The 25,737-nt window shown below is 73.4% G+C and carries 19 protein-coding genes; 15 read left to right on the forward strand and 4 right to left on the reverse strand.

Going from position 1 to position 25,737, the window contains the following annotated elements:
- The first annotated feature begins 129 nt into the window (after positions 1-129).
- The 4 genes from ACZ6CZ_RS26050 to ACZ6CZ_RS26065 are packed head-to-tail and all read left to right on the forward strand — an operon-like array spanning position 130 to position 7,362.
- On the forward strand, positions 130-2,343 hold the full coding sequence (locus ACZ6CZ_RS26050; protein WP_469025598.1) for a 1,4-beta-glucanase: 2,214 nt from the start codon (positions 130-132) through the stop codon (positions 2,341-2,343).
- Complete coding sequence (locus ACZ6CZ_RS26055) at positions 2,343-4,325, forward strand: beta-galactosidase (protein ID WP_469025600.1); 1,983 nt, start codon at positions 2,343-2,345, stop codon at positions 4,323-4,325. The genes ACZ6CZ_RS26050 and ACZ6CZ_RS26055 overlap by 1 nt, the downstream gene beginning before the upstream one ends.
- Positions 4,322-6,607 (forward strand): glycosyl hydrolase family 95 catalytic domain-containing protein, encoded by a 2,286-nt coding sequence (locus ACZ6CZ_RS26060; RefSeq protein ID WP_469025602.1) that lies wholly within the window; start codon positions 4,322-4,324, stop codon positions 6,605-6,607. The genes ACZ6CZ_RS26055 and ACZ6CZ_RS26060 overlap by 4 nt, the downstream gene beginning before the upstream one ends.
- 41 nt (positions 6,608-6,648) lie before the next feature.
- Positions 6,649-7,362, forward strand: coding sequence for a glycoside hydrolase family 12 protein (locus ACZ6CZ_RS26065; RefSeq protein ID WP_469025604.1), 714 nt, complete (start codon positions 6,649-6,651; stop codon positions 7,360-7,362).
- A 101-nt stretch (positions 7,363-7,463) separates the two neighbouring features.
- Here ACZ6CZ_RS26065 and ACZ6CZ_RS26070 read toward each other — a convergent pair whose 3' ends face one another.
- The gene (locus ACZ6CZ_RS26070) at positions 7,464-8,477 is read right to left on the reverse strand and encodes a LacI family DNA-binding transcriptional regulator (RefSeq protein ID WP_469025606.1); all 1,014 of its coding nucleotides are present in this window, start codon (positions 8,475-8,477) and stop codon (positions 7,464-7,466) included.
- 355 nt (positions 8,478-8,832) lie between these two features.
- On the opposite strand from ACZ6CZ_RS26070, the gene ACZ6CZ_RS26075 reads away from it, so the two are divergent.
- From ACZ6CZ_RS26075 to ACZ6CZ_RS26105, 7 genes are all read left to right on the forward strand, one after another.
- Positions 8,833-10,767: an acyl-CoA dehydrogenase family protein gene (locus tag ACZ6CZ_RS26075; protein WP_469025608.1), complete on the forward strand. Its 1,935-nt coding sequence runs from the start codon at positions 8,833-8,835 to the stop codon at positions 10,765-10,767.
- A 100-nt stretch (positions 10,768-10,867) separates the two neighbouring features.
- Complete coding sequence (gene dxr, locus ACZ6CZ_RS26080) at positions 10,868-12,139, forward strand: 1-deoxy-D-xylulose-5-phosphate reductoisomerase (RefSeq protein ID WP_469025611.1); 1,272 nt, start codon at positions 10,868-10,870, stop codon at positions 12,137-12,139.
- Between the two features lie 8 nt (positions 12,140-12,147).
- Positions 12,148-13,440 carry a M50 family metallopeptidase gene (locus tag ACZ6CZ_RS26085; protein WP_469025673.1) on the forward strand — a complete coding sequence of 431 codons (1,293 nt, stop codon included), beginning with the start codon at positions 12,148-12,150 and terminating at the stop codon, positions 13,438-13,440.
- Positions 13,441-13,611: 171 nt separating this feature from the next.
- Positions 13,612-14,769 carry a flavodoxin-dependent (E)-4-hydroxy-3-methylbut-2-enyl-diphosphate synthase gene (ispG, locus tag ACZ6CZ_RS26090; protein WP_469025613.1) on the forward strand — a complete coding sequence of 386 codons (1,158 nt, stop codon included), beginning with the start codon at positions 13,612-13,614 and terminating at the stop codon, positions 14,767-14,769.
- A 125-nt stretch (positions 14,770-14,894) separates the two neighbouring features.
- A complete protein-coding gene (locus ACZ6CZ_RS26095; RefSeq protein ID WP_469025615.1) occupies positions 14,895-15,743 on the forward strand; it encodes a GNAT family N-acetyltransferase in 849 nt (282 codons plus the stop codon).
- Between the two features lie 41 nt (positions 15,744-15,784).
- Complete coding sequence (locus ACZ6CZ_RS26100; RefSeq protein ID WP_469025618.1) at positions 15,785-16,315, forward strand: GNAT family N-acetyltransferase; 531 nt, start codon at positions 15,785-15,787, stop codon at positions 16,313-16,315.
- 106 nt (positions 16,316-16,421) lie between these two features.
- On the forward strand, positions 16,422-18,125 hold the full coding sequence (locus ACZ6CZ_RS26105; RefSeq protein WP_469025620.1) for a proline--tRNA ligase: 1,704 nt from the start codon (positions 16,422-16,424) through the stop codon (positions 18,123-18,125).
- Between the two features lie 96 nt (positions 18,126-18,221).
- Here the strand turns inward: ACZ6CZ_RS26105 and ACZ6CZ_RS26110 are convergent, their stop codons facing one another.
- The 3 genes from ACZ6CZ_RS26110 to ACZ6CZ_RS26120 all read right to left on the reverse strand — a co-directional run bounded on the left by ACZ6CZ_RS26110 (position 18,222) and on the right by ACZ6CZ_RS26120 (position 20,281).
- Entirely contained in the window at positions 18,222-19,121 is a 900-nt protein-coding gene (locus ACZ6CZ_RS26110; protein WP_469025623.1) for an aminoglycoside phosphotransferase family protein, read from the reverse strand.
- A gap of 114 nt (positions 19,122-19,235) precedes the next feature.
- Positions 19,236-19,781 (reverse strand): ferritin-like domain-containing protein, encoded by a 546-nt coding sequence (locus tag ACZ6CZ_RS26115; RefSeq protein WP_469025625.1) that lies wholly within the window; start codon positions 19,779-19,781, stop codon positions 19,236-19,238.
- Positions 19,778-20,281 (reverse strand): hypothetical protein, encoded by a 504-nt coding sequence (locus tag ACZ6CZ_RS26120; RefSeq protein WP_469025628.1) that lies wholly within the window; start codon positions 20,279-20,281, stop codon positions 19,778-19,780. Before ACZ6CZ_RS26120 ends, ACZ6CZ_RS26115 begins: the two co-directional genes overlap by 4 nt.
- Positions 20,282-20,476: 195 nt before the next feature.
- Here ACZ6CZ_RS26120 and rimP point away from each other — a divergent pair, with 195 nt between their 5' ends.
- From rimP to infB, 4 genes are all read left to right on the forward strand, one after another.
- The gene (gene rimP, locus ACZ6CZ_RS26125; protein WP_469025631.1) at positions 20,477-20,986 is read left to right on the forward strand and encodes a ribosome maturation factor RimP; all 510 of its coding nucleotides are present in this window, start codon (positions 20,477-20,479) and stop codon (positions 20,984-20,986) included.
- A gap of 2 nt (positions 20,987-20,988) precedes the next feature.
- On the forward strand, positions 20,989-21,975 hold the full coding sequence (gene nusA, locus ACZ6CZ_RS26130) for a transcription termination factor NusA (RefSeq protein WP_469025634.1): 987 nt from the start codon (positions 20,989-20,991) through the stop codon (positions 21,973-21,975).
- A 90-nt stretch (positions 21,976-22,065) separates the two neighbouring features.
- Positions 22,066-22,347 (forward strand): YlxR family protein, encoded by a 282-nt coding sequence (locus ACZ6CZ_RS26135; RefSeq protein ID WP_469025637.1) that lies wholly within the window; start codon positions 22,066-22,068, stop codon positions 22,345-22,347.
- A gap of 173 nt (positions 22,348-22,520) precedes the next feature.
- Complete coding sequence (gene infB / locus ACZ6CZ_RS26140) at positions 22,521-25,646, forward strand: translation initiation factor IF-2 (RefSeq protein ID WP_469025639.1); 3,126 nt, start codon at positions 22,521-22,523, stop codon at positions 25,644-25,646.
- Positions 25,647-25,737: the final 91 nt, after the last annotated feature.

Below are 25,737 nucleotides of genomic sequence, written 5' to 3' on the forward strand. Positions count from 1 at the left end.
CGAGCCCCGGCGCCCGCACCTCCGCACCCCCGCATCCCCGCCCGTCCAGCACCGCCCGTACCGCCCCGCTCCGTCCGCGGCGCCCCGGGCGGAGCTTCCCACCCCCTCCAGCAGAGCGAGGTATGTGTCATGCGCGCGTTCCGTCCGAGCCGACGTGCCGTTCTCGCCGGGGCCGCGGCCGCCGCCGCGCTCACCGCGGCGCCGTCCGTGCAGGGCCGCGCGCAGGCCGCCGCCGCACCCGCCTACCGCTGGCGCAACGCCGTGATCGGCGGCACCGGCTTCGTCACCGGCGTGCTGTTCCACCCCGCCGTGCGCGGGCTCGCCTACGCCCGCACCGACATCGGCGGCGCCTACCGCTGGGACGACCGGACCGCCCGCTGGACCCCGCTGCTCGACCACCTCGGCTGGGACGACTGGAACCTGCTCGGCGTCGAGGCGCTCGCCGTCGACCCCGACCACCCCGACCGCCTCTACGCCGCCCTCGGTACCTACGCCCAGCCCTGGGCCGGCAACGGCGCCGTCCTGCGCTCCGACGACCGGGGCGCCACCTGGAGCCGCAGCGACCTCACCGTGCGGCTGGGCGCCAACGAGGACGGCCGCGGCCTGGGGGAACGGCTGCTCGTCGACCCCCGCGACAGCGACACCCTGTGGCTGGGGACCCGGCACGACGGCCTGCTCAGATCCACCGACCGGGGCGCCACCTGGGCCCCGGCGAGCGGGTTCCCGGGCACGCCCGGCGCCGGCGGCCAGGGCGTCACCCTGCTGGTGGCCGCCGGACGCGTCCTGTACGCCGGCTGGGGCGACGCCGACGGCAGTGCCGGCGGCTCCGCCCGCCTGTTCCGCACCGCCGACGGCAGCACCTGGGAGGCCGTCCCCGGGCAGCCCACCGGCGCCGCCGCCCGGGTCCCGGCCCGGGCCGCCTACGACCGGCACACCCGCGAGCTGTACCTCACGTACGCCGACGCACCCGGCCCCAACGGGCAGTCCGACGGCAGCGTGCACAAGCTGGCCACCGCCACCGGGACGTGGAGCGAGGTCACGCCGGTCAGGCCGGGCGGCACCACCGGCGACGGCTCCCGCGACACCTTCGGCTACGGCGGGGTCGCCGTGGACGCCCGCCGCCCCGGCACCGCCGTCGTCTCCACCAACAACCGCTGGGCCGCCGTCGACACCCTGTACCGCACCACCGACGGCGGCCGCACCTGGACGTCCCTGAAGGACACCGCCGTGTTCGACGTGTCGGAGACCCCCTACCTCACGTGGGGCGCGGACGCGCCGAAGTTCGGCTGGTGGATCCAGACGGTCGGCATCGACCCGTACGACTCCCGGCACGTCGTCTACGGCACCGGTGCCACGCTCTACGGCACCCGGGACCTCACCCACTGGGCCCCGCAGATCCGCGGCCTGGAGGAGACGTCCGTGGTCCAGCTGCTGTCGCCCCCGGCCGGGCCGGCCCATCTGCTCAGCGGGTCGGGGGACATCGGCGTGCTGTACCACGACCGGCTCACCGCATCGCCCTCCCGCGGGCTGGCGACCAACCCCGTGTCCGGCTCGGCGACCGGACTCGCGCAGGCCGCGGCCCGGCCCGCGTACGTCGTCCGCACCGGGTGGGGCGACCACGGCAACGGCGCCCGGTCCGAGGACGGCGGACGCACCTGGACGCCCTTCCCGGCCCAGCCCGCCCTCGCCGAGGACGCCCCGGGACCGATCGCCGTCGGTGCCGACGCCGACGTGCTGCTGTGGTCCTTCGTGCACTGGGACGGCACCAGGTACCCGGCGCACCGCTCGGCGGACGACGGGGCCACCTGGACCGAGATCCCCTCCTTCCCCAAGGGCGCGACCCCGGTCGCCGACCCGGCCGACCCGGCCCGCTTCTACGCGTACGACACCGACGCCGGAACGCTGTTCGCCAGCACCGACTGCGGCCGGACCTTCACGGCGCGGGCGACCGGACTGCCCGCGGGCGACAGCCAGTTCAAGGTGGTGGCGGCGCCGGGCAGGTCCGGCGACCTGTGGCTGAGCGCCAAGGAGAACGGGCTGTACCGGTCCACCGACGGCGGCCTGGTCTTCCACCGGGCCGCCGGCTGCCGCGCCTCCTACACACTCGGCTTCGGCAAGGCCGCCCACGGCGCCCGCTACCCGGCCGTCTACCAGGTCGGTGACATCGGGGCGGGCGCCGCCGTGCTGCGCTCCGACGACGGCGGGGAGAGCTGGGTGCGGATCAACGACGACGCCCACCGGTGGGGCTGGACCGGCGCGGCGATCACCGGCGACCCGCGGGTGTACGGCCGGGTGTACCTCGCCACCAACGGGCGCGGAATCCAGTACGGGGAGCCCGTCTGATGGCGGCGCGCGAGCGGCCCGGCCTGGCCGCCGCCACCCGCGGCCGCATCCTCTTCGGCGGCGACTACAACCCCGAGCAGTGGCCCGAGGAGACCTGGCCCGAGGACGTCCGGCTGATGCGGGACGCCGGCGTCAACTCCGTCACCCTCGGCGTCTTCTCCTGGGCCAGGCTCGAACCCCGGCCGGGGGAGCGGGACTTCGGCTGGCTGGACCGGCTGATGGACCTGATGCACGCGGCCGGCGTCGGAGTGGTCCTGGCCACCCCCACCGCCTCCCCGCCGCCCTGGCTGGGCCACCGGCACCCCGACACCCTCCCCGTCGACCGGGACGGCCGTACCGAGCGGTGGGGCGGGCGGCAGCACTTCTCGCACTCCAGCGCCACCTACCGGCGCCACGCCGCCGCCATCACCGAGGACCTCGCCACCCGCTACGGCGGCCACCCGGCCCTCACCCTGTGGCACATCAACAACGAGTACTGCACCTACGACTGGGGCGACGAGGCCGCCGCCCGCTTCCGCGGCTGGCTCCGCCGCCGGTACGGCGGTCTCGACGCGCTCAACACCGCCTGGGGCACCGCGTTCTGGAGCCAGGGCTACGGCGACTGGGCCGAGATCGACACGCCCCGCCACGCCCACTACCTGCCCAACCCGGCCCAGGTGCTGGACTTCAAGCGGTTCACGTCCGACATGCTGCTGGAGTGCTACGAGGCCGAGCGGGACATCGTCCGCCGGATCACCCCGCACATCCCCGTCACCACCAACTTCATGCCGCTGTGGGCCGGTCAGGACGGGTGGCGCTGGGCCGGGGAGGAGGACGTCGTCTCCGTCGACCTCTACCCCGACCCGCGCGACCCCCTCGGCGCCCAGCACGGCGCCCTCGTGCAGGACCTGACCCGCTCGCAGGCCCGCGGCCCCTGGATGCTGATGGAGCAGGCGGCCGGGCCGGTCAACTGGCGCGGGGTGAACCACCCCAAGCCGCGCGGCCTGAACCGGCTGTGGTCCCTGCAGGCCGTGGCCCGCGGCGCCGACGCCGTCTGCTACTTCCAGTGGCGCCAGTCCCGGCAGGGCGCCGAGAAGTTCCACTCCGGCATGGTCTCGCACGCGGGGGAGGAGGGCCGGACGTTCCAGGAGGTGAAGCGGCTCGGCGCCGACCTCGCCCGGCTGGGCCCGGAGGTGGCGGGCACCCACACCCGCAACGCCGTCGCCGTCCTGCACGACTGGCACGCCTGGTGGGCCGCCGACCAGGACGGCCGCCCCTCCCGCCGGGTCGGCCACGCGGACGTGCTGAGCGCCTGGCACCGGGCCCTGTGGGAGGCCCACCTCACCGCCGACTTCGCCCACCCCGAGCACGACCTGAGCGGCTACCGGCTCGTCGTCGTGCCCCAGCTGTACGCCCTCACCGACGCCGCCGCCGACAACCTCCTCGGTTACGTCAGCGGCGGCGGCACCCTCGTCTGCGGCTTCCTGACCGGCGTCGCCGACGAGGACGACCGGATACGTCCCGGCGGCATGGACGCCCGGCTGCGCGCCCTGTTCGGCATCCGCACCCTGCACGAGTGGTGGCCCCTGGAGGAGGGGGAGCACGCCGACTGCGAGGGCTTCCGCGGCACCCTGTGGTCGGAGGAGATCGAGCCGGACGGGGACGCCGGTACCGAGGCCGCGTACCGGGGCGGTGAACTCGACGGTCTGCCCGCCGTGCTGCGCAAGGACCGCGCCTGGTACCTGTCCACGCTCCCCGAGCCGCCCGCGCTGCGCGCCCTGCTCGCCCGGATCGCCGCCGGCGCCGGGGTGCGCCCGGTGCTCGACGGGCTGCCGGACGGGGTGGAGGCGGTGCGCCGCGGTGAGCTGCTGTTCGTCCTCAACCACGGGCGCGAACCGGTGACCGTCCCGGTGCCGGGCACGCACCGCGACCTGCTGACGGACGCCACCGTGACCGGCGGGGTCACCCTCGGCCGCTACGGCGTGGCGGTGCTGAAGCCATGACCGCCGAGCCCGTCCACGGCACCTGGGAGCCGCGGCCCGCGGCCCGCTGGGAGGACGCCTACCTCAGCGGCAATGGCCACCACGGCACCCTCGCGTTCGGCGATCCGGACGACGAGCGGGTCGTCGTCACGCATCACACCCTGGTCCGTCCCAACGGCGGCGAACACGCCCGCCCGCCCGAGCTGGCGGCCGACCTCGCGGCGCTCCAGGACAAGCTGCTGGCCGGGGACCTCCACGCCGCCGAGAGCTTCACCGACGGCCGCCCCCTGCAATGGGTGCAGCCCTTCCACCCCGCCTTCTGGATACGGCTGCGCCGGCCGGCGCCGCGGGAAGCGCACGGCTACCGCCGCCGCCTCGACTTCACCACCGGCGAGGCCACCGCCGAGTGGACCGGCGGACGCAGCCGTATCTTCGTCTCCCGCGCCGACGACGCCGTCGTCCAGCGGGTCGACACCCACGGCCAGGACATCCCCCTCGACCTCGACGTCTTCCTCGACCACCGGCTCCCGGGCGTGCCCCATGGCCTCGCCGTCGGCCAGGGCTCCCTGCTCACCGCCGAGGGCGCGCTGCTCACCCTGCGCGCCCGCTACCCCGGCGGCGACCGGGCCTACACGGGCGTGACACTCGTCGTGGTCACGGGCGGCCGCACGGCGCTCACGCCCCCCGGACTGCGGATCACCGGCGCGGAGTCCGTCCTGCTGCTCACCCGTGTCCTGCGCCACACCGGCACCCCGCGCACCGGCACCCCGCGCACCGGCGCCCCGCAGGCGGCTCCGCCGGACGCCGCCGCAGCCCCGGACCACGCCCTCCGCCTGGCCCGCGCCCTCGGCGACCTGCTCCCGGACACCGAGGACCCGTACACCCACCTGCTCGACCGCCACACCGCCCGGCACCGCACGGCGTACGCCCGCGTGAGCCTCGACCTCGCGGCCGACCCCGCCGAACGCGCCCTGCCCGGGTCGGAGTTGCTGACCCGGCCCGGCAGTCCCGCCCTGCTGGAGCGCCTGTTCGCCGCCGGCCGCTACCACCTGCTGTCGGCGAGCGGGCTGTTCCCGCCGCGCCTCACCGGCCTGTGGACCGGCGACTGGGACACGGCCTGGTCGGGAGCCTTCACCAACGACGCCAACCTCAACCTCCAGACCGCCTCCGCCGCGGCCGCCGCGCTGCCCGAAGTGACCGAGGCGCTGGCCTCGCTGATCGAGCGTCAGCTGCCGGACTGGCGGGAGAACGCGCGTGCCGTCTTCGGGGCCCGCGGGATCGTCGCGCCGGCCCACTCCGACGGCGAGTCCGGGCTGGCCTACCACTTCAGCCGCGAGTACCCGCTGCACCTGTGGACCGCCGGCGCCGACTGGCTGCTGAAGCCCCTCGTCGACCACGACGAGACACGCGGCGCGCGGGAGCCGCGCACCGCCCGCGCCCTCGCCGAGACCGCCCGCTTCTACGAGGACTTCCTCACCCGCACGGACGCCGACGGCCACCTCGTCGTGGTCCCCTCCTACTCGCCGGAGAACCGCCCGGCGAACGCCGGCTGGGGTGCCCTCGACGCGGCCATGGACCTCTCCGCCGCCCGGCACGCCCTGCGCACGGCCGCCGCGTACCACCCGGGCACACCGGAGGCCGACCGCTGGCGGGCCCTCGCCGACCGCCTCCCGCCGCACCGGACCAACGCGGACGGCGCCCTCGCCGAATGGGCCCGGCCCGGGCTCGACGACAGCTACGACCACCGTCACCTCAGCCACCTCTACGGTGTGTGGCCGCTGGACGAGATCAACCCCTACGACACCCCGGACCTGGCGGCGGCCGCGCACCGCGCCCTGGAACTGCGCGGTAGCGAGAACGACTCGGCCCACGGCCATCTGCACCACGCGCTGGTCGCGGCCCGGCTGCGCGACGCCGGACGGGTCGCCCACGCTCTCGGCCAGGTCCTCAGCGGGGACTTCTTCCACGCCTCGCTGATGAGCGCCCACTATCCGCGCCGCGACGTCTACAACGCCGACGCCGCGCACACCCTGCCCGCCGTGCTCCTCGAGACGCTCATCCAGTCGACCCCCGACCGCCTGGTCCTGCTGCCCGCCGTACCGGAGGCGTACCCGCGGGGCCGGCTGCGGGGGGTGCGCACCCGGTTCGGGGCGGAGATCGACCTCACCTGGGGCCCGGGCACGGCGACCGCGGTGCTGCGCCCCACCCGCACCCACCGCGTCGACCTACGGACTTCCTCCGGCGCCGAGCCGCTCGACCTGGTCGCCGGGGAAGACCGCGTCCTCACCCTGAGGGCGTGGTGATCCTCTCCCCGCTTCTCCCCCCACCCATGGAAAGGGACCCCATGGCACACAGCACACCGCGCAGGGTCGCGCTGGCCGTACTGGCACCGGCGCTCGCCCTCGGCGCCACCGTCGGCCTCGCCTCCGCCCCCGCCTCGGCCGCCGTCTGGAGCACCTGCGACCAGTGGGGCAACACCACCCTGAACGGCTACACCCTCTACAACAACATCTGGGGCTCCGGCGCGGGCAGCCAGTGCCTCTGGGCCAACTCCGGCACCAACTGGGGCGTCAACGCCAACCACCCCAACACCGGGGGCATCAAGTCCTACCCGAACGCCAAGAAGGTGATCAACAAGTCGATCACCTCGCTGGGTTCGCTCTCCAGCAGCTACAACGTCACCGTGCCGTCGTCGGGCGCCTACAACACGTCCTACGACATCTGGGACACCGACTACGACTACGAGATCATGCTCTGGGTCAACAAGACCGGAGCCGTCGGCCCGCTCGGCACCTCCCAGGGCACCGTGACGCTCGGCGGCCACACCTGGACCGTCTACAAGGGCAGCAACGGCGCCAACGAGGTCTTCTCGTTCGTCCGCACCTCGAACTCCACGTCCGGCACCGTGAACATCCTGCCGATCCTGAAGTGGATCAAGGACACCAAGGGCTGGTTCGGCAACGAGACCATCGGCGACGTGCAGTTCGGCTACGAGATCACCTCGTCGTCCGGCGGCCTGAACTTCACCACCAACAACCTGACGGTCAGCAGCGGCTGACCGCCGGTTCCGCCCGGCGTGCGGCCGGTCCCCGCCCCACGGGACCGGCCGCACCCGCGCGCAGCCGCAGCAGGCCTTCGTACGCGGGCGGGCGGGCCGGGTCAGGGTGCGGCGGGGGCCGGTCCCGAGCTGGCCCGTACCGTCAGGTCCGGGGCGATCAGCACGACGTCGTCCGTGCCGCGCCCGTCGAGCTTGGCCACCAGGTGCTCGACCGCGTACCGGCCCATCTCCTGCGCCGGGATCGCGACCGACGTCAGCCGCACCGAGGCCTGGGTGGCGACCTGGTCCGGGCAGACGGCGACCACGGACACGTCCTCGGGCACGGCCCGGCCCTGCTGGCGCAGCAGCGCCAGCAGCGGCTCCACCGCCGACTCGTTCTGCACCACGAACCCGGTGGTGCCGGGACGCTCGTCGAAGATCCGGGCCAGGGTGACCGCCATCGCGTCGTACCCGCCCTCGCACGGCCGGTGCAGCACCCGCAGGCCCAGTTCCCGGGCCCGCTCCCGCAGCCCGGCGAGGGTGCGCTCGGCGAAGCCGGTGTGCCGCTCGTAGACCGCGGGGGCCTCCCCGATGACGGCGATGTCACGGTGGCCGAGCCGCGCGAGGTGCTCCACGCAGAGTGCGCCGGTCGCCGCGAAGTCGAGGTCGACGCAGGTCAGGCCGGTGGTGTCGGCGGGCAGACCGATGAGCACGGCCGGCTGGCCGGTGCGGCGCAGCAGCGGCAGCCGCTCGTCCTCCAGCTCCACGTCCATCAGGATCATCGCGTCGGCCAGCCCGCTGCCGGTGACCCGGCGCACCGCGTCCGGACCCTCCTCGCCGGTGAGCAGCAGGACGTCGTAGCCGTGGGTGCGCGCCGTGGTGGCCACCGCGATCGCGATCTCCATCATCACCGGCACGTACATGTCGGTGCGCAGCGGGACCATCAGCGCGATGATGTTCGACCTGCTGCTGGCCAGGGCGCGGGCGCCCGCGTTCGGGTGGTAGCCGAGGTCCCGGATGCTCCGCTCGACCCGCTGGCGGGTGGTGGCGGAGATGGACCGCTTGCCGCTGAGGACATAGCTCACCGTGCTCGCCGAGACTCCGGCGTGCTGGGCGACCTCGGCGAGGGTGACCATCCAGCTCTCCAAGCTCTGTGAAGCGCTTCGACAGCGCGCGATGACGGACACGGCGAGTGAGGGTGGTTCGACGGTGGTTCGACAGTAGCTTCGGCGGGCATCGGTGTCCAGAGCCAGTCGAAGCGCTTCGACAGCATTCTTCCCCGCCGGGCCCGCGCCCCGTCCACCCTGGCACGCACCGGGCCCGGGAGCGCCACCCGCCCGGTACCCGCCCGGTGCCCGACCGGTGCCGGCTTCGACCGTTCGGACCGCGAGGGGTGGTGGCACCGGCCCGTTTCGGGTACCAACGATCCAGTAGCACTGGTCGGTAACGAACGGTCCGCATTCATCCCTCTCCGCGGCGAGGTGAGCCCCCATGTCCGCTCCCACCACCCAACGCACCGTCACCGAACGCGAAGCCCGCCAGGTGGCGGAGGCCGCCCGGGAACAGGACTGGCACAAGCCCAGTTTCGCCAAGGAACTGTTCCTCGGCCGCTTCCGGCTCGACCTCATCCACCCGCACCCCCTCCCTGACGACGAGGACGCCCGGCGCGGCGAGCAGTTCCTCGCCAAGCTGCGCGACTTCTGCACCACCCGCATCGACCCGGCCCGCATCGAACGCGAGGCGCGCATCCCGGACGAGGTCATCGACGGCCTCAGGGAACTGGGCGCCCTCGGCATGAAGATCGACCCCAAGTACGGCGGCCTCGGCCTCACCCAGGTCTACTACAACAAGGCCCTCGCCCTGGTCGGCTCCGCCAGTCCCGCGGTCGGCGCCCTGCTCTCGGCCCACCAGTCCATCGGCGTGCCCCAGCCGGTGAAGATCTTCGGCACCCAGGAGCAGAAGGACGCCTTCCTGCCCCGCTGCGCCACCACCGACATCTCCGCCTTCCTGCTCACCGAGCCCGACGTCGGCTCCGACCCGGCCCGGCTGGCCACCACGGCCGTCCCGGACGGCGACGACACCTACGTCCTGGACGGGGTCAAGCTCTGGACCACCAACGGGGTCGTCGCCGACCTGCTCGTGGTGATGGCCCGGGTGCCGAAGTCGCCGGGGCACAAGGGCGGCATCACCGCGTTCGTCGTCGAGGCGGACTCCGAGGGCATCACGGTCGAGAACCGCAACGCGTTCATGGGCCTGCGCGGCCTGGAGAACGGGGTCACCCGCTTCCACCGGGTCCGGGTGCCGGCCGCCCACCGCATCGGCCCCGAGGGCGCGGGGCTGAAGATCGCCCTCACCACCCTCAACACCGGCCGCCTCTCGCTGCCCGCGATGTGCGTCGGCGCCGGCAAGTGGTGCCTGAAGATCGCCCGCGAGTGGTCCGCCGAGCGCGAGCAGTGGGGCAAGCCGGTCGCGCTGCACGAGGCGGTCGGCTCGAAGATCAGCTTCATCGCCGCCACCACCTTCGCGCTGGAGGCCGTGGTCGACCTGGCCTCCCAGATGGCCGACGAGGAACGCAACGACATCCGCATCGAGGCCGCCCTCGCCAAGCTCTACGGCTCCGAGATGGCCTGCCTGATGGCGGACGAACTGGTCCAGATCCGCGGCGGCCGCGGCTTCGAGACCGCGGAGTCGCTGCGCGCCCGCGGAGAACGGGGCGTGCCCGCCGAGCAGTTGCTGCGCGATCTGCGCATCAACCGGATCTTCGAGGGCTCCACCGAGATCATGCACCTGCTGATCGCCCGGGAGGCCGTCGACGCCCACCTCTCCGTCGCCGGTGACCTCATCGACCCCGAGAAGACGCTGTCGGACAAGGCGAGGGCGGGCGCGAACGCGGGCGTCTTCTACGCCAAGTGGCTGCCGAAGCTGGTCGCCGGACCCGGCCAGCTGCCCTCGTCCTACCCGGAGTTCAAGCACGAGGTCGACCTCTCCGGGCACCTGCGCTTCGTCGAGCGGCACGCCCGCAAGCTGGCCCGGTCCACCTTCTACGCCATGTCGCGCTGGCAGGGACGGATGGAGACCAAGCAGGGCTTCCTAGGCCGGATCGTCGACATCGGCGCCGAGCTGTTCGCGATGAGCGCGGCCTGCGTCCGGGCCGAGCTGCTGCGCACCCAGGGCGACCACGGCCGCGAGGCCTACCAGCTCGCCGACGTCTTCTGCCGCCAGGCCCGCATCCGGGTCGACGAGTTGTTCGGCCGCCTGTGGAGCAACACCGACGACGTCGACCGCACGGTGGTCAAGGGGGTGCTCGGCGGGGCCTACGAGTGGCTGGAACAGGGCGTCGTCGACCCCTCGGGCGACGGACCGTGGATCGCCGACGCGACGCCGGGTCCCAGCACCCGCGAGAACGTCCGCCGCCCCTTCCGCTGAGCCGGCCCCTGCCCGGCGCGGCGGGCCTCGAAGGAAGGTTCGCCGCCCGGGAGGGGGACGCGCTGTCCTCGCGGCCGCCGGTTGCGGCCACAATGGGGGGATGACCGACAGTCCCGCCAGTCCGGCACCCCTCGCCGACCCGCACCTCGTGTACGACCCCCTCGCGGGGGACGGCCCCAAGGACGTGGTGATCCTCGGCTCCACCGGATCCATCGGCACCCAGGCCATCGACCTCGTGCTGCGCAACCCCGGCCGCTTCCGGGTCACCGCCCTCTCCGCGAACGGCGGCCGGGTGGCGCTCCTCGCCGAGCAGGCGCACCGGCTGCGGGTGCGGACCGTCGCGGTCGCCCGCGAGGACGTCGTACCGGCCCTGCGCGAGGCCCTGGCCGCCGAGTACGGCGCCGGGGAGCCGCTGCCCGAGATCCTCGCCGGGCCGGACGCGGCCACCCAGGTGGCCGCCGGCCCGTGCCACACCGTCCTGAACGGCATCACCGGCTCCATCGGCCTGGCGCCCACCCTCGCCGCCCTGGAGGCGGGCCGCACCCTCGCGCTCGCCAACAAGGAGTCGCTGATCGTCGGCGGCCCGCTGGTCAAGGCGCTCGCCAAGCCGGGGCAGATCATCCCGGTCGACTCCGAGCACGCCGCGCTCTTCCAGGCCCTGGCCTGCGGCACCCGCGCCGACGTCCGCAAGCTGGTCGTCACCGCTTCCGGCGGCCCCTTCCGCGGCCGTACCAAGGAACAGCTGGCGCACGTCACCGTCGAGGACGCCCTGGCCCACCCCACCTGGGCCATGGGCCCGGTGATCACCATCAACTCCGCGACCCTGGTCAACAAGGGCCTGGAGGTCATCGAGGCGCACCTGCTCTACGACATTCCCTTCGACCGCATTGAGGTGGTCGTGCACCCGCAGTCGTATGTCCACTCGATGGTCGAGTTCACCGACGGTTCCACGATCGCGCAGGCGACGCCCCCCGACATGCGGGGGCCGATCGCCGTCGGTCTGGGCTGGCCGGAACGCGTCCCCGACGCGGCTCCCGCCTTCGACTGGAGCAAGGCCTCCACCTGGGAGTTCTTCCCGCTGGACACCGAGGCCTTCCCCTCGGTGGATCTCGCCCGGCACGTCGGGCGGCTCGCGGGAACCGCGCCGGCGGTGTTCAATGCGGCCAACGAGGAGTGCGTGGAGGCGTTCCGCGCCGGCGCACTGCCCTTCAACGGGATCATGGAGACCGTCACCCGGGTCGTCGAGGAACACGGCACCCCCGGCACGGGAACTTCGCTGACCGTGCCGGACGTCCTCGAAGCGGAGACCTGGGCCCGGGCCCGGGCCCGGGAACTGACAGCTACGACGGCTACCGCGGAGGCTCGTGCATGACAGCCCTGATGATGTTCCTCGGGATAGTCGTCTTCGTGATCGGCCTGCTGATCTCGATCGCGTGGCACGAGCTGGGACACCTCTCCACCGCCAAGCTGTTCGGCATCCGCGTGCCGCAGTACATGGTCGGCTTCGGCCCGACCGTCTGGTCGCGCAGGAAGGGCGAGACGGAGTACGGCATCAAGGCCATCCCGGCCGGCGGCTACATCCGCATGATCGGCATGTTCCCGCCCGGCGAGGACGGCCGGATCACCGCGCGCTCCACCTCGCCCTGGCGCAGCATGATCGAGGACGCCCGCACGGCCGCCTTCGAGGAGTTGAAGCCGGGCGACGAGACCCGCCTGTTCTACACGCGGGCGCCGTGGAAGCGCGTCATCGTGATGTTCGCGGGCCCCTTCATGAACCTGATCCTGGCCGTCGCCCTGTTCCTGACCGTCCTCATGGGCTTCGGCATCTCCCAGCAGACCACCACGGTCAGCTCGGTGTCGAAGTGCGTCATCGCCCAGAGCGAGAACCGCGACACCTGCACGTCGTCCGACGCCGCCTCCCCGGCCGCCGCCGCCGGCCTGAAGGCGGGCGACACCATCGTCTCCTTCGGCGGGGTGCGCACCGACAGCTGGAACCAGCTCTCCGACCTCATCCGCGCCGCCCCCGGCAAGAACGTCCCGATCGTCGTCGAGCGCGACGGCCGGGAACTGACCCTGCACGCGAAGATCGCCACCAACCAGGTCGCCCGCAAGGGCTCCGGCGGCCAGATCGTCGAGGGCAAGTACGTCAGTGCCGGCTTCCTCGGCTTCAGCGCCGCCACCGGCGTCGAACGCCAGGACTTCGGCCAGTCCCTGACCTGGATGGGCGACCGGCTCGGCGAGGCCGTCGACTCCATCGCCGGTCTGCCCGGCAAGATCCCGGCCCTGTGGGACGCGGCCTTCGACGGCGCCCCCCGCCAGGCCGACTCCCCGATGGGCGTGGTCGGCGCGGCCCGCGTCGGCGGCGAGATCTTCACCCTGGACATCCCGCCCACCCAGCAGCTGGCCATGGCGCTGATGCTGGTCGCCGGGTTCAACCTCTCGCTGTTCCTGTTCAACATGCTCCCGCTGCTCCCGCTCGACGGCGGGCACATCGCGGGCGCCCTGTGGGAGTCGCTGCGGCGCGCCGTGGCGAAGGCGCTGCGCCGCCCGGACCCGGGGCCCTTCGACGTGGCGAAGCTGATGCCCGTCGCCTACGTGGTGGCCGGCGTCTTCGTCTGCTTCACCGTCCTGGTCCTGATCGCGGACGTCGTGAACCCGGTGAAGATCTCGTAGCGGAGCCGCGTCACGGGCGGCCCGCGGACCGGTGTCCGCGGGCCGCCTTCGTTCGAGTGGGTTTACCGGGTGGGATGTGCCGGGGCCCGGGGCGGTGCCGTAATCTCGAAGCCTGGAGCCCGCCGCTTACGGGATTCGGACCTTGATCCACGACTTGGGGTTGCACAGCAGATGACTGCGATTTCTCTCGGCATGCCGTCCGTTCCGACCAAGCTCGCCGAGCGCCGCAAGAGCCGGCAGATCCAGGTCGGGTCCGTGGCGGTCGGCGGAGACGCCCCCGTCTCGGTCCAGTCGATGACCACGACCCGTACGTCCGACATCGGCGCCACCCTCCAGCAGATCGCGGAACTGACCGCCTCCGGCTGCCAGATCGTCCGGGTGGCCTGCCCCACCCAGGACGACGCCGACGCGCTGGCCACCATCGCCCGCAAGTCGCAGATCCCGGTGATCGCCGACATCCACTTCCAGCCGAAGTACGTGTTCGCCGCCATCGAGGCGGGCTGCGCGGCGGTCCGGGTGAACCCCGGCAACATCAAGCAGTTCGACGACAAGGTCAAGGAGATCGCCCGCGCGGCCAAGGACCACGGCACCCCGATCCGCATCGGTGTGAACGCCGGCTCCCTCGACCGCCGCCTGCTCCAGAAGTACGGCAAGGCGACCCCGGAGGCGCTGGTGGAGTCGGCGCTGTGGGAGGCGTCCCTCTTCGAGGAGCACGACTTCCGGGACATCAAGATCTCCGTCAAGCACAACGACCCGGTCGTCATGATCGAGGCCTACCGCCAGCTCGCCGCCCAGTGCGAGTACCCCCTGCACCTCGGCGTCACCGAGGCCGGCCCCGCCTTCCAGGGCACGGTGAAGTCGGCCGTCGCCTTCGGCGCCCTGCTCTCCCAGGGCATCGGCGACACCATCCGGGTCTCGCTGAGCGCCCCGCCGGCCGAGGAGGTCAAGGTCGGCATCCAGATCCTGGAGTCGCTGAACCTCAAGCAGCGCGGCCTGGAGATCGTCTCCTGCCCCTCCTGCGGCCGCGCCCAGGTCGACGTCTACAAGCTCGCCGAAGAGGTCACCGCAGGCCTCACCGGCATGGAGGTCCCGCTGCGGGTCGCCGTGATGGGCTGCGTCGTCAACGGCCCCGGCGAGGCCCGCGAGGCCGACCTCGGCGTCGCCTCCGGCAACGGCAAGGGCCAGATCTTCGTCAAGGGCGAGGTCATCAAGACCGTCCCCGAGTCCAAGATCGTGGAGACGCTCATCGAGGAGGCCATGAAGCTCGCCGAGCAGATGGAGGCCGCCGGAGTGGCCTCCGGCGAGCCGTCCGTGGCGGTCTCCGGCTGAGGCCCGTTCCGGGGCCGGGACAGGGGCGCCGGCCCGGTCGCCCCGCCCCGCACGGGGGCGGCGCGTCACACGTTCGCCAGGTACAGTGCGGAGATCAGCAGAACCCCCAGGGTGAGGCCCCGCACGTGTTGACCCAGACCACCTCACGGGTGCTCGAACCGAGCGACCTCGACGCCGCGCTCGCCGTCCTCGCACGCGAGCCGGTGGCCAACGCCTTCGTGACCAGCCGTGTCCAGGTGGCCGGCCTCGACCCCTGGCGGCTCGGCGGCGAGATGTGGGGCTGGTACGAGGACGGCATGCTGACCTCCCTGTGCTACGCCGGCGCCAACCTGGTCCCCATCTGCGCCACCCCCCGCGCCGTCCGCGCCTTCGCCGACCGGGCCCGCCGGGCCGGCCGCCGCTGCTCCTCCATCGTCGGCCCCGCCGAACCCACCGCCGTGCTGTGGCGGCTGCTCGAACCGCACTGGGGCCCCGCCCGCGAGGTCCGCGCCCACCAGCCCCTCATGGTCACCGACCGCCTGGCCGCCGCCGTCGCCCCGGACCCCGGCGTCCGCCGCATCCGCAAGGACGAGATCGAGACGATCATGCCGGCCTGCGTGGCGATGTTCACCGAGGAGGTCGGCGTCTCCCCGCTGGCCGGCGACGGCGGCCTGCTCTACCAGGCCCGCGTCGCCGAACTCGTCGGCTCCGGCCGCTCCTTCGCCCGCGTCGACGACCGCGGCCAAGTCGTCTTCAAGGCCGAGATCGGCGCGGCGACCCCCCAGGCCTGCCAGATCCAGGGCGTCTGGGTGGCCCCCGAGTACCGGGGCAGAGGCCTCGCCGCCCCCGGCATGGCGGCGGTCCTGCGCTACGCGCTGGCGGACGTGGCCCCCGTGGTCAGCCTGTACGTGAACGACTTCAACACCGCGGCGAGAAGGACCTACACCCGGGTGGGCTTCCGCGAGGTGGGCGCGTTCATGAGCATCCTGTTCTGACCCGCCCGGACACCACCGGCACCCCCCTGTAGTCTCCCGGCATGGACCTCGTGATCGGCCCCCTGGACCTCGCAGCCCACGTGGACGAGGCCCTCGCCGTCCAAGCCGTCGCCTTCGGACTCGGCCCGGACGAGGTGGCCGTCCGCCGCCACATCGTCCTGCGCCACATGGGCTACCCCGGCGCACGGGCCTTCGGCGCCCGCAGCGCGGGCGCCCTCGTCGGCTTCGTCTACGGCATGCCCAACGACCGCGCCCACTGGTGGTCCACGGTCGTGGAGCCCTACCTGCGCGCCCGCGGCCACGCCGAGTGGCTCGACGACTCCTTCGTCATCACCGAGCTGCACGTCCACCCCGGCCACCAGAACCGCGGCGTCGGCCGCGCCCTGATCACCACGATCACCGACGGCGTGACGCAGCCCCGCTCGATCCTCTCCGCGATCGACACCGACAGCCCGGCCCGCGGCCTCTACCACTCCCTCGGCTACGAGGACCTCGCCCGCCAGGTCCACTTCCCCAGCGCGTCCCGCCCGTACGCCGTGATGGGCGCCCCGCTGCCGCTGCGGCGCCGATAACGGATTTCCACCGGCACGGCAGGCCCGGCTAACCTCCTGACATCACCCTCCCCCGGTCCGGGCCTCGCCCGAGCGGGGGACCCCCAGCCGCAGGAGTACGACACCCATGGCCAACGCACCGGTCCAGCGCATGTCCCAGTTGATGGCGAAGACGCTGCGTGACGACCCGGCGGACGCCGAGGTCCTCAGCCACAAGCTGCTCGTCCGCGCCGGCTACGTCCGCCGCACCGCCGCCGGCATCTGGTCCTGGCTGCCGCTCGGCAAGAAGGTCTACGCCAACGTGGAGCGGATCGTCCGCGAGGAGATGGACGCCATCGGCGCCCAGGAGGTGCTGCTCCCCGCGCTGCTGCCCCGCGAGCCGTACGAGGCGACCGGCCGCTGGGAGGAGTACGGCCAGGAGCTGTTCCGGCTGAAGGACCGCAAGGGCGGCGACTACCTGCTCGGCCCCACCCACGAGGAGATCTTCACCCTGCTGGTGAAGGACCAGGTGTCCTCCTACAAGGAGCTGCCGGTCATCCTCTACCAGATCCAGACCAAGTTCCGCGACGAGGCCCGGCCCCGCGCCGGGATCCTGCGCGGCCGCGAGTTCACCATGAAGGACTCCTACTCCTTCGACCTGGACGACGAGGGCCTGGCCCGCTCCTACGCCCTGCACCGCGAGGCCTACCAGCGCGTCTTCGAGCGCCTCGGCCTCGACTACCGCATCTGCGCCGCGACCGCCGGCGCCATGGGCGGCTCCAAGTCCGAGGAGTTCCTGGCCCCCTCAGCGGCCGGCGAGGACGTCTTCGCGGACTGCCCCCACTGCGACTTCGCGGCCAACACCGAGGCCGTCAGCTTCGCGCTGACGGAGCAGGACGCCTCCGGCGTGCCCGCCGCCGAGGAGATCCCCACCCCGGACACCCCCACCATCGAGACCCTCGCCGCCTCCCTCGGCGTCCCGGCCTCCGCCACGCTGAAGAACCTGCTGGTGAAGGTCGACGGCGAGATCGTCGCCGTCGGCGTGCCCGGCGACCGCGAGGTCGACCTGGACAAGGTCGAGGCCCACTTCGCCCCGGCCGCCGTCGAGCTGGTCACCGCCGAGGACTTCACCGGCCGCCCGGACCTGGTGCGCGGCTACGTCGGCCCGCAGGGCCTGGAGAAGGTCCGCTACATCGCCGACCCCCGGGTCGCCCCCGGCACCGCCTGGATCACCGGCGCCAACAAGGAGCACACGCACGCCAGGAACGTGGTGGCGGGCCGTGACTTCCAGGTCGAGGAGTACGTCGACGTCGTGGTCGTCCAGGAGGGCGACCCCTGCCCGAAGTGCGGCACCGGCCTGACGCTGGACCGTGCCATCGAGATCGGCCACATCTTCCAGCTCGGCCGCAAGTACGCCGACGCCCTCAAGCTCGACGTCCTCGGCCAGAACGGCAAGCCGGTCCGCGTCACCATGGGCTCCTACGGCATCGGCGTCTCCCGCGCCGTCGCCGCGCTGGCCGAGCAGACGGCCGACGAGCAGGGCCTGTGCTGGCCCAGGGAGGTCGCCCCGGCCGACGTGCACGTCGTCGCGGCCGGCAAGGCGCTGCAGACCGAACTGGCCCTCGACGTCTCCGAGCGACTGCGCGCCGCCGGGCTGCGCGTCCTGGTCGACGACCGGGCCGGGGTCTCCCCGGGTGTGAAGTTCACCGACGCCGAGCTGATCGGCGTACCGCAGATCCTGGTGGCGGGGCGCCGCGCCGCCGAGGGCGTCCTGGAGCTGAAGGACCGCAGGACCGGCGAGCGCGAGGAGCTGACCGTCGAGGAGGCGATCCAGCGCCTCAGCGCCCTCTGAGCCCGGCACCACCCGCCTGAACGCGAGGCGCCCGCCCCATCCGGCGGGCGCCTCGCGCGCTCCCCGGGGGACCCGGCCGCGTCGGGCACCCTCGGCTCACAGCCAGCCGGCGAACTCCAGCAGCAGCTCGGCGTCCCGCGGGCGGCCCACCCGGTGGGCCCGCACCCCCGACTCCACCGCCCGGAACAGCGTCCAGCCGCGCAGCCGCTCCTGGTCCACCTCCAGCGACTCCGCGAGCCGCTTCACCCGGCGGCGGGTGATCGACGCACCCGACGGTGACGCGATCAGGTCCTCCACCCGGTCACGCACCAGCCGCGCCAGGTCGAAGGCGCTCTCGCCCACCACCGGGTCCGGGCCCACCGCCAGCCACGGCAGCCGCTCCCCGGCGAGCACCTTGCTCTGCCGGAACGTGCCGTGCAGCAGCAGGTGCTGGGGCGGCGCGGCCAGCAGCTCCTCGCGGGCCGCGAGCGCGGCGTCCACCAGCGGCGCCACCTCGGCATCGTCCCGGGCACCGGCCCGCATGGCCGCGGCCTGCCGGCCGGTGCGCTCCGCGACGGTCTCGAACGGCTGGTCCCCGGGCGGCTCGGTCCACAGCCGCCGCAGCGTCCCGGCCGCCTCCAGCAGCGCCTTCGCCTCCGGCAGCGAGCGCACCGACACGTCCGGGTGCAGCCGCTCCAGCACCAGCACCCCGGCCGCCGCGTCCGCCTCCAGCAGCTGCACCGCGCCCAGACCGGCCCAGTGCGCCAGCGCCGCCCGCTCGCTGAGCGGCCGGGCCCGGGGCGGCACCAGCTTCAGCACCGCCGGGGTGCCGTCCGCCCGCCGCACCAGCAGCACCAGGCTGCTGCGGCCGCCCGGCTCCTGGACCCGCTCCACGGTCAGCCCGAGAGACGCGGCGGTCCGCTCCACCAGAGCAGGCAGCCGCTCCAGCCAGTCGTCACCGTCCGGTGCCGTCTCACCGAGCGCCCGCGCCAGGCGCCGCGGCGGTTCGAAACCCATGCGCGAGTCGTTCCCTTCTGTGCCGTACGGACCACGGGAGGTCCCCGCCGTACGGGCTCGTGCCGTCCGAGGTCGCGGCGGCCGTGGCCGCCGCGCGGCCGCCCGCCCACGGCCCTACGCCTTCCCCCTCGCCGGCGCCTCAGCCGCGAGCGACGCCGCGGGCGACGCGCTCGGCGCGGCGGATTCGCCGCCGGACCGTTCGGCGAGCCCAGGGAAGGCTACGCTGCGCGCGCTCCAGCGTGCCGCACGCACCGCGGCCTCGCGCAGCGCCGAGGCGGCCGAGGCCCGCCGGTCGCCCGTGGCCGCGCGTACCAGGTCGGAGTAGACCCCGGCCACGCGCTCCTCCAGCACCGCGGCCAGCCCCACCGCGGCGGACGCGTCCGGCACCGGGAACGGCAGCGCGTACCCGGCGCTCGCGGCCACCGGCTCTCCGCCCAGGTCGCGCACCTCGCGCGCCAGCGCGTCCCGGCGGGCGCGGTGCGCGTCGTACGCCGCCCGTGCCTCGGTGCGCCGCCGCTGCCCGATCCGGCCGCCGACGACGCCGTAGCCGTACACCGCCGCGTGCTCCGCCGCCAGCGCCGCCTGGAGCGCCGTCAGCTCCCCGCCGGCCGCCGTCCGGCTCCGCCCGCCGCTCACCCCGCGCACGTCCCGCCCGCTCACTTGGCCTCCTCCGTCAGCAGGTAGGCGTGCGCGGCGCCGGCCGCGGCCACGGACGCCAGCAGCCGGGCCAGTTCGCCCGGCACCTGGAGCAGGGCCTCGGCCCGGCTGTCGGCGAGGGCCCGTTCGGCGGCGGCCAGCCCGGCCAGGGCGTCCCGCTCGCCGGCCGGGACGGCGGGGGAGGCGGAGGCCCCGGGAGAGGACGCCGAGGCCGACCCGCCGCCCCCGAAGGCCGCCGCGTGCGCCGCCACCTCCGCGCGCAACGGCCGCAGCCGCGCCGCCAGCGCCGGGTGGGCGGCGAGCACCGCGTCGTAGTGGAGCAGCAGCCCCGTGCTGTCCCGGGCCGCACGCGCGCGTTCCCGGGCGGAGGCCGACGCCTCGCCGTCGGCGTCCGGACCTCCGCCGCCGGAGCAGCCGGCGAGCAGGGCGGCGCCCGCGGCGGAGGCGAGCAGGGATCTTCTGCGCGGCCCCGCTGGCAGGCGCGGCGCTGGGGGGTACGGCACTGACGTCCTCGGGGCACTCGTACGGAGGGGAGGCGGGCGGCACGCCCGTGATCACCGTACCCGCGCACCCGCCGCGGACCACTCACCGGCACCGGCCGTACACAGGTGGACGGCAACACTCCTCGCGACCGGATACCCTTTGACCAGACACGCGACCCATCCCACAACAGCACACGCGGCCGAGGAGTCACCCGGATGAGCACCACCCAGAGCGAGAGGCTGCGAGAACTACTGGAACCGCTCGTCACCTCTCAGGGCCTGGATCTCGAAGAGGTAGCCGTCGACTCCGTCGGACGCAAGCGGGTGCTGCGGGTCGTCGTCGATTCCGACACCGGTGCCGATCTGGACCGGATCGCCGATGTGAGCCGTGCGCTCTCGGCGAAACTGGACGAGACCAACGCGATGGGCGACGGGGCGTACGACCTGGAGGTCGGTACCCCGGGCGCGGAGCGCCTCCTGAGCGAGACCCGGCACTACGTGCGTGCCGTCGGCCGCCTGGTGCGCTTCCAGCTGGCCGAGGACGGCGAACTGGTCGCCCGGATCCTGGCCGCCGACGACGAGGGCCTCGACCTCGAGGTGCCCGGCGTCAAGGGCCGCAAGCCGCAGACCCGCCGACTCGGGTACGCGGAGATCACGAGGGCGCGCGTGCAGGTCGAGTTCAACCGCAAGGACACGAAGGACGAGAAGGAAGAGGAGGAGGCGTAGCCGTGGACATCGACATGAGCGCCCTGCGGGGTCTGGTCCGGGAGAAGGAGATCTCCTTCGACCTGCTGGTCGAGGCGATCGAGTCGGCCCTCCTCATCGCGTACCACCGCACCGAGGGAAGCCGCCGGCACGCACGCGTGGAGCTGAACCGGGAGACCGGGCACGTGACGGTGTGGGCGAAGGAGGACCCTCAGGAGCTCGAGGAGGGCCAGGAGGCCCGCGAGTTCGACGACACCCCGTCCGGCTTCGGCCGTATCGCCGCCACCACCGCCAAGCAGGTGATCCTGCAGCGGCTGCGCGACGCCGAGGACGACGCGACGCTCGGCGAGTACGCCGGCCGTGAGGGCGACATCGTCACCGGAGTGGTCCAGCAGGGCCGCGACCCGAAGAACGTGCTGGTCGACATCGGCAAGCTCGAGGCCATCCTGCCGGTGCAGGAGCAGGTCCCGGGCGAGACCTACCCGCACGGCCTGCGGCTGCGCTCGTACGTCGTCCGGGTGGCCAAGGGCGTCCGGGGTCCTTCCGTCACCCTTTCGCGCACGCACCCCAGTCTGGTGAAGAAGCTGTTCGCCCTGGAGGTGCCGGAGATCGCCGACGGGTCGGTCGAGATCGCGGCGATCGCCCGTGAGGCGGGTCACCGCACCAAGATCGCCGTCCGGTCCACCCGTTCGGGCCTGAACGCCAAGGGCGCCTGCATCGGCCCCATGGGCAGCCGGGTGCGCAACGTGATGGGCGAGCTGAGCGGCGAGAAGATCGACATCGTCGACTGGTCGGACGACCCGGCCGAGATGGTGGCCAACGCCCTGTCACCCGCCCGGGTGTCGAAGGTGGAGGTCGTCGACATGTCGTCCCGTTCCGCCCGGGTGACCGTGCCCGACTACCAGCTGTCGCTGGCGATCGGCAAGGAAGGGCAGAACGCCCGGCTGGCGGCCCGGCTGACCGGCTGGCGGATCGACATCCGGCCCGACACCGAGCAGGCTGGGGAATAGATCTCGGCCGCAGGTCGCTGAGATCACGACAACAGCCGTTCGATCTTTGCCCCGAAGGGGTGAGGTCGGTACGGGGAGGTAGACTAAGAAGTGTCTGGCCGGACGCGAGCCCGCGCATGCCCTGAACGCACCTGTGTGGGGTGCAGGCAGCGAGCGGCCAAGAACGAGCTGCTGCGGACCGTGGCGATCGAGGAACAGTGCGTCCCCGATCCACGCGGTACGCTGCCCGGCCGGGGTGCGTACGTCCACCCCGTGCCGGTCTGTCTCGACCAGGCGGTGCGCCGCCGGGCGTTCCCGAGGGCGTTGCGCGCCCCGGGGCCGCTCGACACAAAGGAGTTGCACCGGTACGTCGAGCGGACAGACAGTCGCTGAGCAGGCGGCGAAGGCAACACGGTAAGGAAGCGTGCCGCACGAAAGCCCCGTGCGGCTGGTACCTCGCGAGTCGAAAGCAGGTCGAGATTGCGATGAGCACTCGATGAGTACGCGATGAGTACGCCCATGAACTAACGACGGTCCGGCCGCAACCCGGACCTCAAAGGAGCGAAGTGGCTAAGGTCCGGGTATACGAACTCGCCAAGGAGTTCGGTGTGGAGAGCAAGGTCGTCATGGCCAAGCTCCAGGAACTCGGTGAATTCGTCCGATCGGCGTCTTCGACGATCGAGGCGCCCGTTGTACGCAAACTGACTGACGCCCTCCAGCAGGGCAGCGGTGGCGGCAAGCCCGCCTCCGCCCGTAAGGCTGCCCCGGCGAGGCCGGCAGCCCCTTCCCCGGCGCAGGCCGCCCGTCCGGCCGCCCCGCGCCCGCCGGCTCCCAAGCCGGCCGCCGAGAACCCCGCGGCCCCGGCCGCGCCGGTCACTCCCGGCCCCCGTCCCACCCCGGGCCCGAAGCCCGCGCCGCGGCCCGCCCCGGCGTCCCCGGCTCCGACCACGCCCGAGTTCACGGCACCCCCGGCGGCCCCCGCGGCGCCGGCCGCCGCGAGCGGCCCCACGGGCTCCGGCCCCCGTCCGGGCGCCCCGCGTCCGGCCGGCCAGGCGCCGCGTCCGGGCTCCCGTCCGGCCGGTCCCGGCCAGGGCGGCCAGGGCCGCGGTGAGCGCGGCGACCGCCAGGGCGCCCCGCGCCCCGGTGGCCAGGCCCCGCGTCCCGGTGCCCGTCCCGCCGGACCCCGTCCGGGCAACAACCCGTTCACCTCTGGTGGCTCCACCGGCATGGCGCGCCCGCAGGCGCCCCGTCCCGGCGGCGCTCCCCGCCCGGCCGGCGGCCACGGCGGCCCGGGTGCTCCCGGTGCCCCCGGCGGCGCTCCGCGTCCGCAGGGCCAGGGCGGTCCCCGTCCCCAGGGCGCGGCGGGCGGTCCCCGTCCGCAGGCTCCGGGCGGCGCGCGTCCCACCCCGGGCGGCATGCCCCGTCCGCAGGGCGGTCCCCGTCCCGGCGGCGGCAGCGCCGGTCCCCGTCCGAACCCCGGCATGATGCCGCAGCGTCCCGCCGCGGGTCCGCGTCCCGGCCCCGGTGGCGGTCGCGGTCCGGCCGGTGCCGGCCGTCCCGGCGGCGCCGGTGGCGGCGGTCGTCCGGGTGGCGGCGGCTTCGCCGGCCGTCCCGCCGGTCCCGGTGGCGGCGGTCGTCCGGGTGGCGGCGGCTTCGCCGGCCGTCCCGGTGGTCCCGGTGGCGGCGGCGGCTTCGGCGGCGGTCCCGCCGGCGGTGGCCGTCCCGGCTTCGGTGGCCGTCCCGGCGGTCCCGGTGGCCGCGGTGGCACGCAGGGCGCCTTCGGCCGTCCCGGCGGTCCCGCGCGTCGCGGTCGCAAGTCGAAGCGGCAGAGGCGCCAGGAGTACGAGGCCATGCAGGCCCCGTCGGTCGGCGGCGTGATGCTGCCTCGCGGCAACGGCGAAGCCATTCGCCTGTCGCGCGGTGCCTCCCTCACCGACTTCGCCGAGAAGATCAACGCCAACCCGGCGTCGCTCGTCGCGGTGATGATGAACCTCGGTGAGATGGTCACGGCCACGCAGTCCGTCTCCGACGAGACGCTGCAGCTCCTCGCCGGCGAGATGAACTACACGGTTCAGATCGTCAGCCCCGAGGAGGAGGACCGCGAGCTGCTCGAGTCCTTCGACCTGGAGTTCGGCGAGGACGAGGGCACCGAGGAAGACCTCGTGGTCCGTCCGCCGGTCGTCACCGTCATGGGTCACGTCGACCACGGCAAGACCCGGCTGCTGGACGCCATCCGCAAGACGAACGTCATCGCGGGCGAGGCCGGCGGCATCACCCAGCACATCGGTGCCTACCAGGTCGCCACCGAGGTCAACGAAGAAGAGCGCAAGATCACCTTCATCGACACCCCGGGTCACGAGGCGTTCACCGCCATGCGTGCCCGTGGTGCGAAGTCGACCGACATCGCGATCCTGGTCGTCGCGGCCAACGACGGCGTCATGCCGCAGACGGTCGAGGCGCTCAACCACGCCAAGGCGGCCGACGTGCCGATCGTGGTCGCGGTCAACAAGATCGACGTCGAGGGTGCCGACCCGACCAAGGTGCGCGGTCAGCTGACCGAGTACGGCCTCGTGGCCGAGGAGTACGGCGGCGACACCATGTTCGTCGACATCTCCGCCAAGCAGGGTCTGCACATCGACTCGCTGCTGGAGGCCGTGATCCTGACGGCCGACGCCTCGCTCGACCTGCGGGCCAACCCGCACCAGGACGCGCAGGGCATCTCGATCGAGTCCCGTCTCGACCGCGGCCGCGGTGCCGTGGCGACGGTCCTCGTCCAGCGAGGCACGCTGCGGGTCGGCGACACGATGGTGGTGGGCGACGCCTACGGCCGCGTGCGCGCCATGCTCGACGACAACGGCAACAACGTCGCCGAGGCCGGCCCGTCGACGCCGGTCCAGGTCCTGGGCCTGACCAACGTCCCGGGTGCGGGCGACAACTTCATCGTGGTGGACGAGGACCGTACGGCCCGTCAGATCGCGGAGAAGCGCGCCGCCCGTGAGCGCAACGCCGCGTTCGCCAAGCGCACGCGCCGCGTGTCGCTGGAGGACCTGGACAAGGTGCTCAAGGCCGGCGAGGTCCAGCAGCTGAACCTGATCATCAAGGGTGACGCTTCCGGTTCGGTCGAGGCCCTCGAGTCCTCGCTGCTCCAGCTGGACGTCGGCGAAGAGGTCGACATCCGCGTCCTGCACCGCGGTGTCGGTGCGGTCACGGAGTCCGACATCGACCTGGCGATGGGCTCGGACGCCATCGTGATCGGCTTCAACGTCCGCGCGGCAGGCCGCGCGGCGCAGATGGCCGAGCGCGAAGGTGTGGACGTCCGGTACTACTCGGTCATCTACCAGGCGATCGAGGAGATCGAGGCGGCCCTCAAGGGCATGCTCAAGCCGGAGTTCGAAGAGGTCGAGCTGGGTACGGCGGAGATCCGCGAGGTCTTCAAGTCGTCCAAGCTGGGCAACATCGCGGGTGTCCTCATCCGCTCCGGCGAGGTCAAGCGCAACACCAAGGCGCGCCTCATCCGCGACGGCAAGGTGGTCGCGGAGAACCTCAACATCGAGGGTCTGCGTCGCTTCAAGGACGACGTCACCGAGATCCGCGAAGGCTACGAGGGCGGTATCAACCTCGGAAACTTCAACGACATCAAGGTCGACGACGTCATCGCGACGTACGAGATGCGCGAGAAGCCGCGCGCGTAAGCGCCCGGTTTCCGGGACGGTCCGGTCCGGGGCCGGTCGACGGAGAGTTATTTCCGTCGATCGGCCCCGGCCGTTCGTTGTACGGTTCTGG

The sequence above is a fragment of the Streptomyces sp. NPDC041135 genome, from assembly GCF_055592085.1.

What these genes read in the sequence shown, in the direction of transcription:
- ispG (WP_469025613.1), top strand. Translation starts at nt 13,612, where the DNA reads ATGACTGCGATTTCTCTCGGCATGCCGTCCGTTCCGACCAAGCTCGCC.
- ACZ6CZ_RS26105 (WP_469025620.1), top strand. Translation starts at nt 16,422, where the DNA reads ATGGCCAACGCACCGGTCCAGCGCATGTCCCAGTTGATGGCGAAGACG.
- ACZ6CZ_RS26075 (WP_469025608.1), top strand. Translation starts at nt 8,833, where the DNA reads ATGTCCGCTCCCACCACCCAACGCACCGTCACCGAACGCGAAGCCCGC.
- rimP (WP_469025631.1), top strand. Translation starts at nt 20,477, where the DNA reads ATGAGCACCACCCAGAGCGAGAGGCTGCGAGAACTACTGGAACCGCTC.
- ACZ6CZ_RS26055 (WP_469025600.1), top strand. Translation starts at nt 2,343, where the DNA reads ATGGCGGCGCGCGAGCGGCCCGGCCTGGCCGCCGCCACCCGCGGCCGC.
- ACZ6CZ_RS26070 (WP_469025606.1), bottom strand. Translation starts at nt 8,477, where the DNA reads ATGGTCACCCTCGCCGAGGTCGCCCAGCACGCCGGAGTCTCGGCGAGC.
- ACZ6CZ_RS26065 (WP_469025604.1), top strand. Translation starts at nt 6,649, where the DNA reads ATGGCACACAGCACACCGCGCAGGGTCGCGCTGGCCGTACTGGCACCG.
- ACZ6CZ_RS26060 (WP_469025602.1), top strand. Translation starts at nt 4,322, where the DNA reads ATGACCGCCGAGCCCGTCCACGGCACCTGGGAGCCGCGGCCCGCGGCC.
- ACZ6CZ_RS26050 (WP_469025598.1), top strand. Translation starts at nt 130, where the DNA reads ATGCGCGCGTTCCGTCCGAGCCGACGTGCCGTTCTCGCCGGGGCCGCG.
- ACZ6CZ_RS26085 (WP_469025673.1), top strand. Translation starts at nt 12,148, where the DNA reads ATGATGTTCCTCGGGATAGTCGTCTTCGTGATCGGCCTGCTGATCTCG.
- dxr (WP_469025611.1), top strand. Translation starts at nt 10,868, where the DNA reads ATGACCGACAGTCCCGCCAGTCCGGCACCCCTCGCCGACCCGCACCTC.
- ACZ6CZ_RS26110 (WP_469025623.1), bottom strand. Translation starts at nt 19,121, where the DNA reads ATGGGTTTCGAACCGCCGCGGCGCCTGGCGCGGGCGCTCGGTGAGACG.
- ACZ6CZ_RS26100 (WP_469025618.1), top strand. Translation starts at nt 15,785, where the DNA reads ATGGACCTCGTGATCGGCCCCCTGGACCTCGCAGCCCACGTGGACGAG.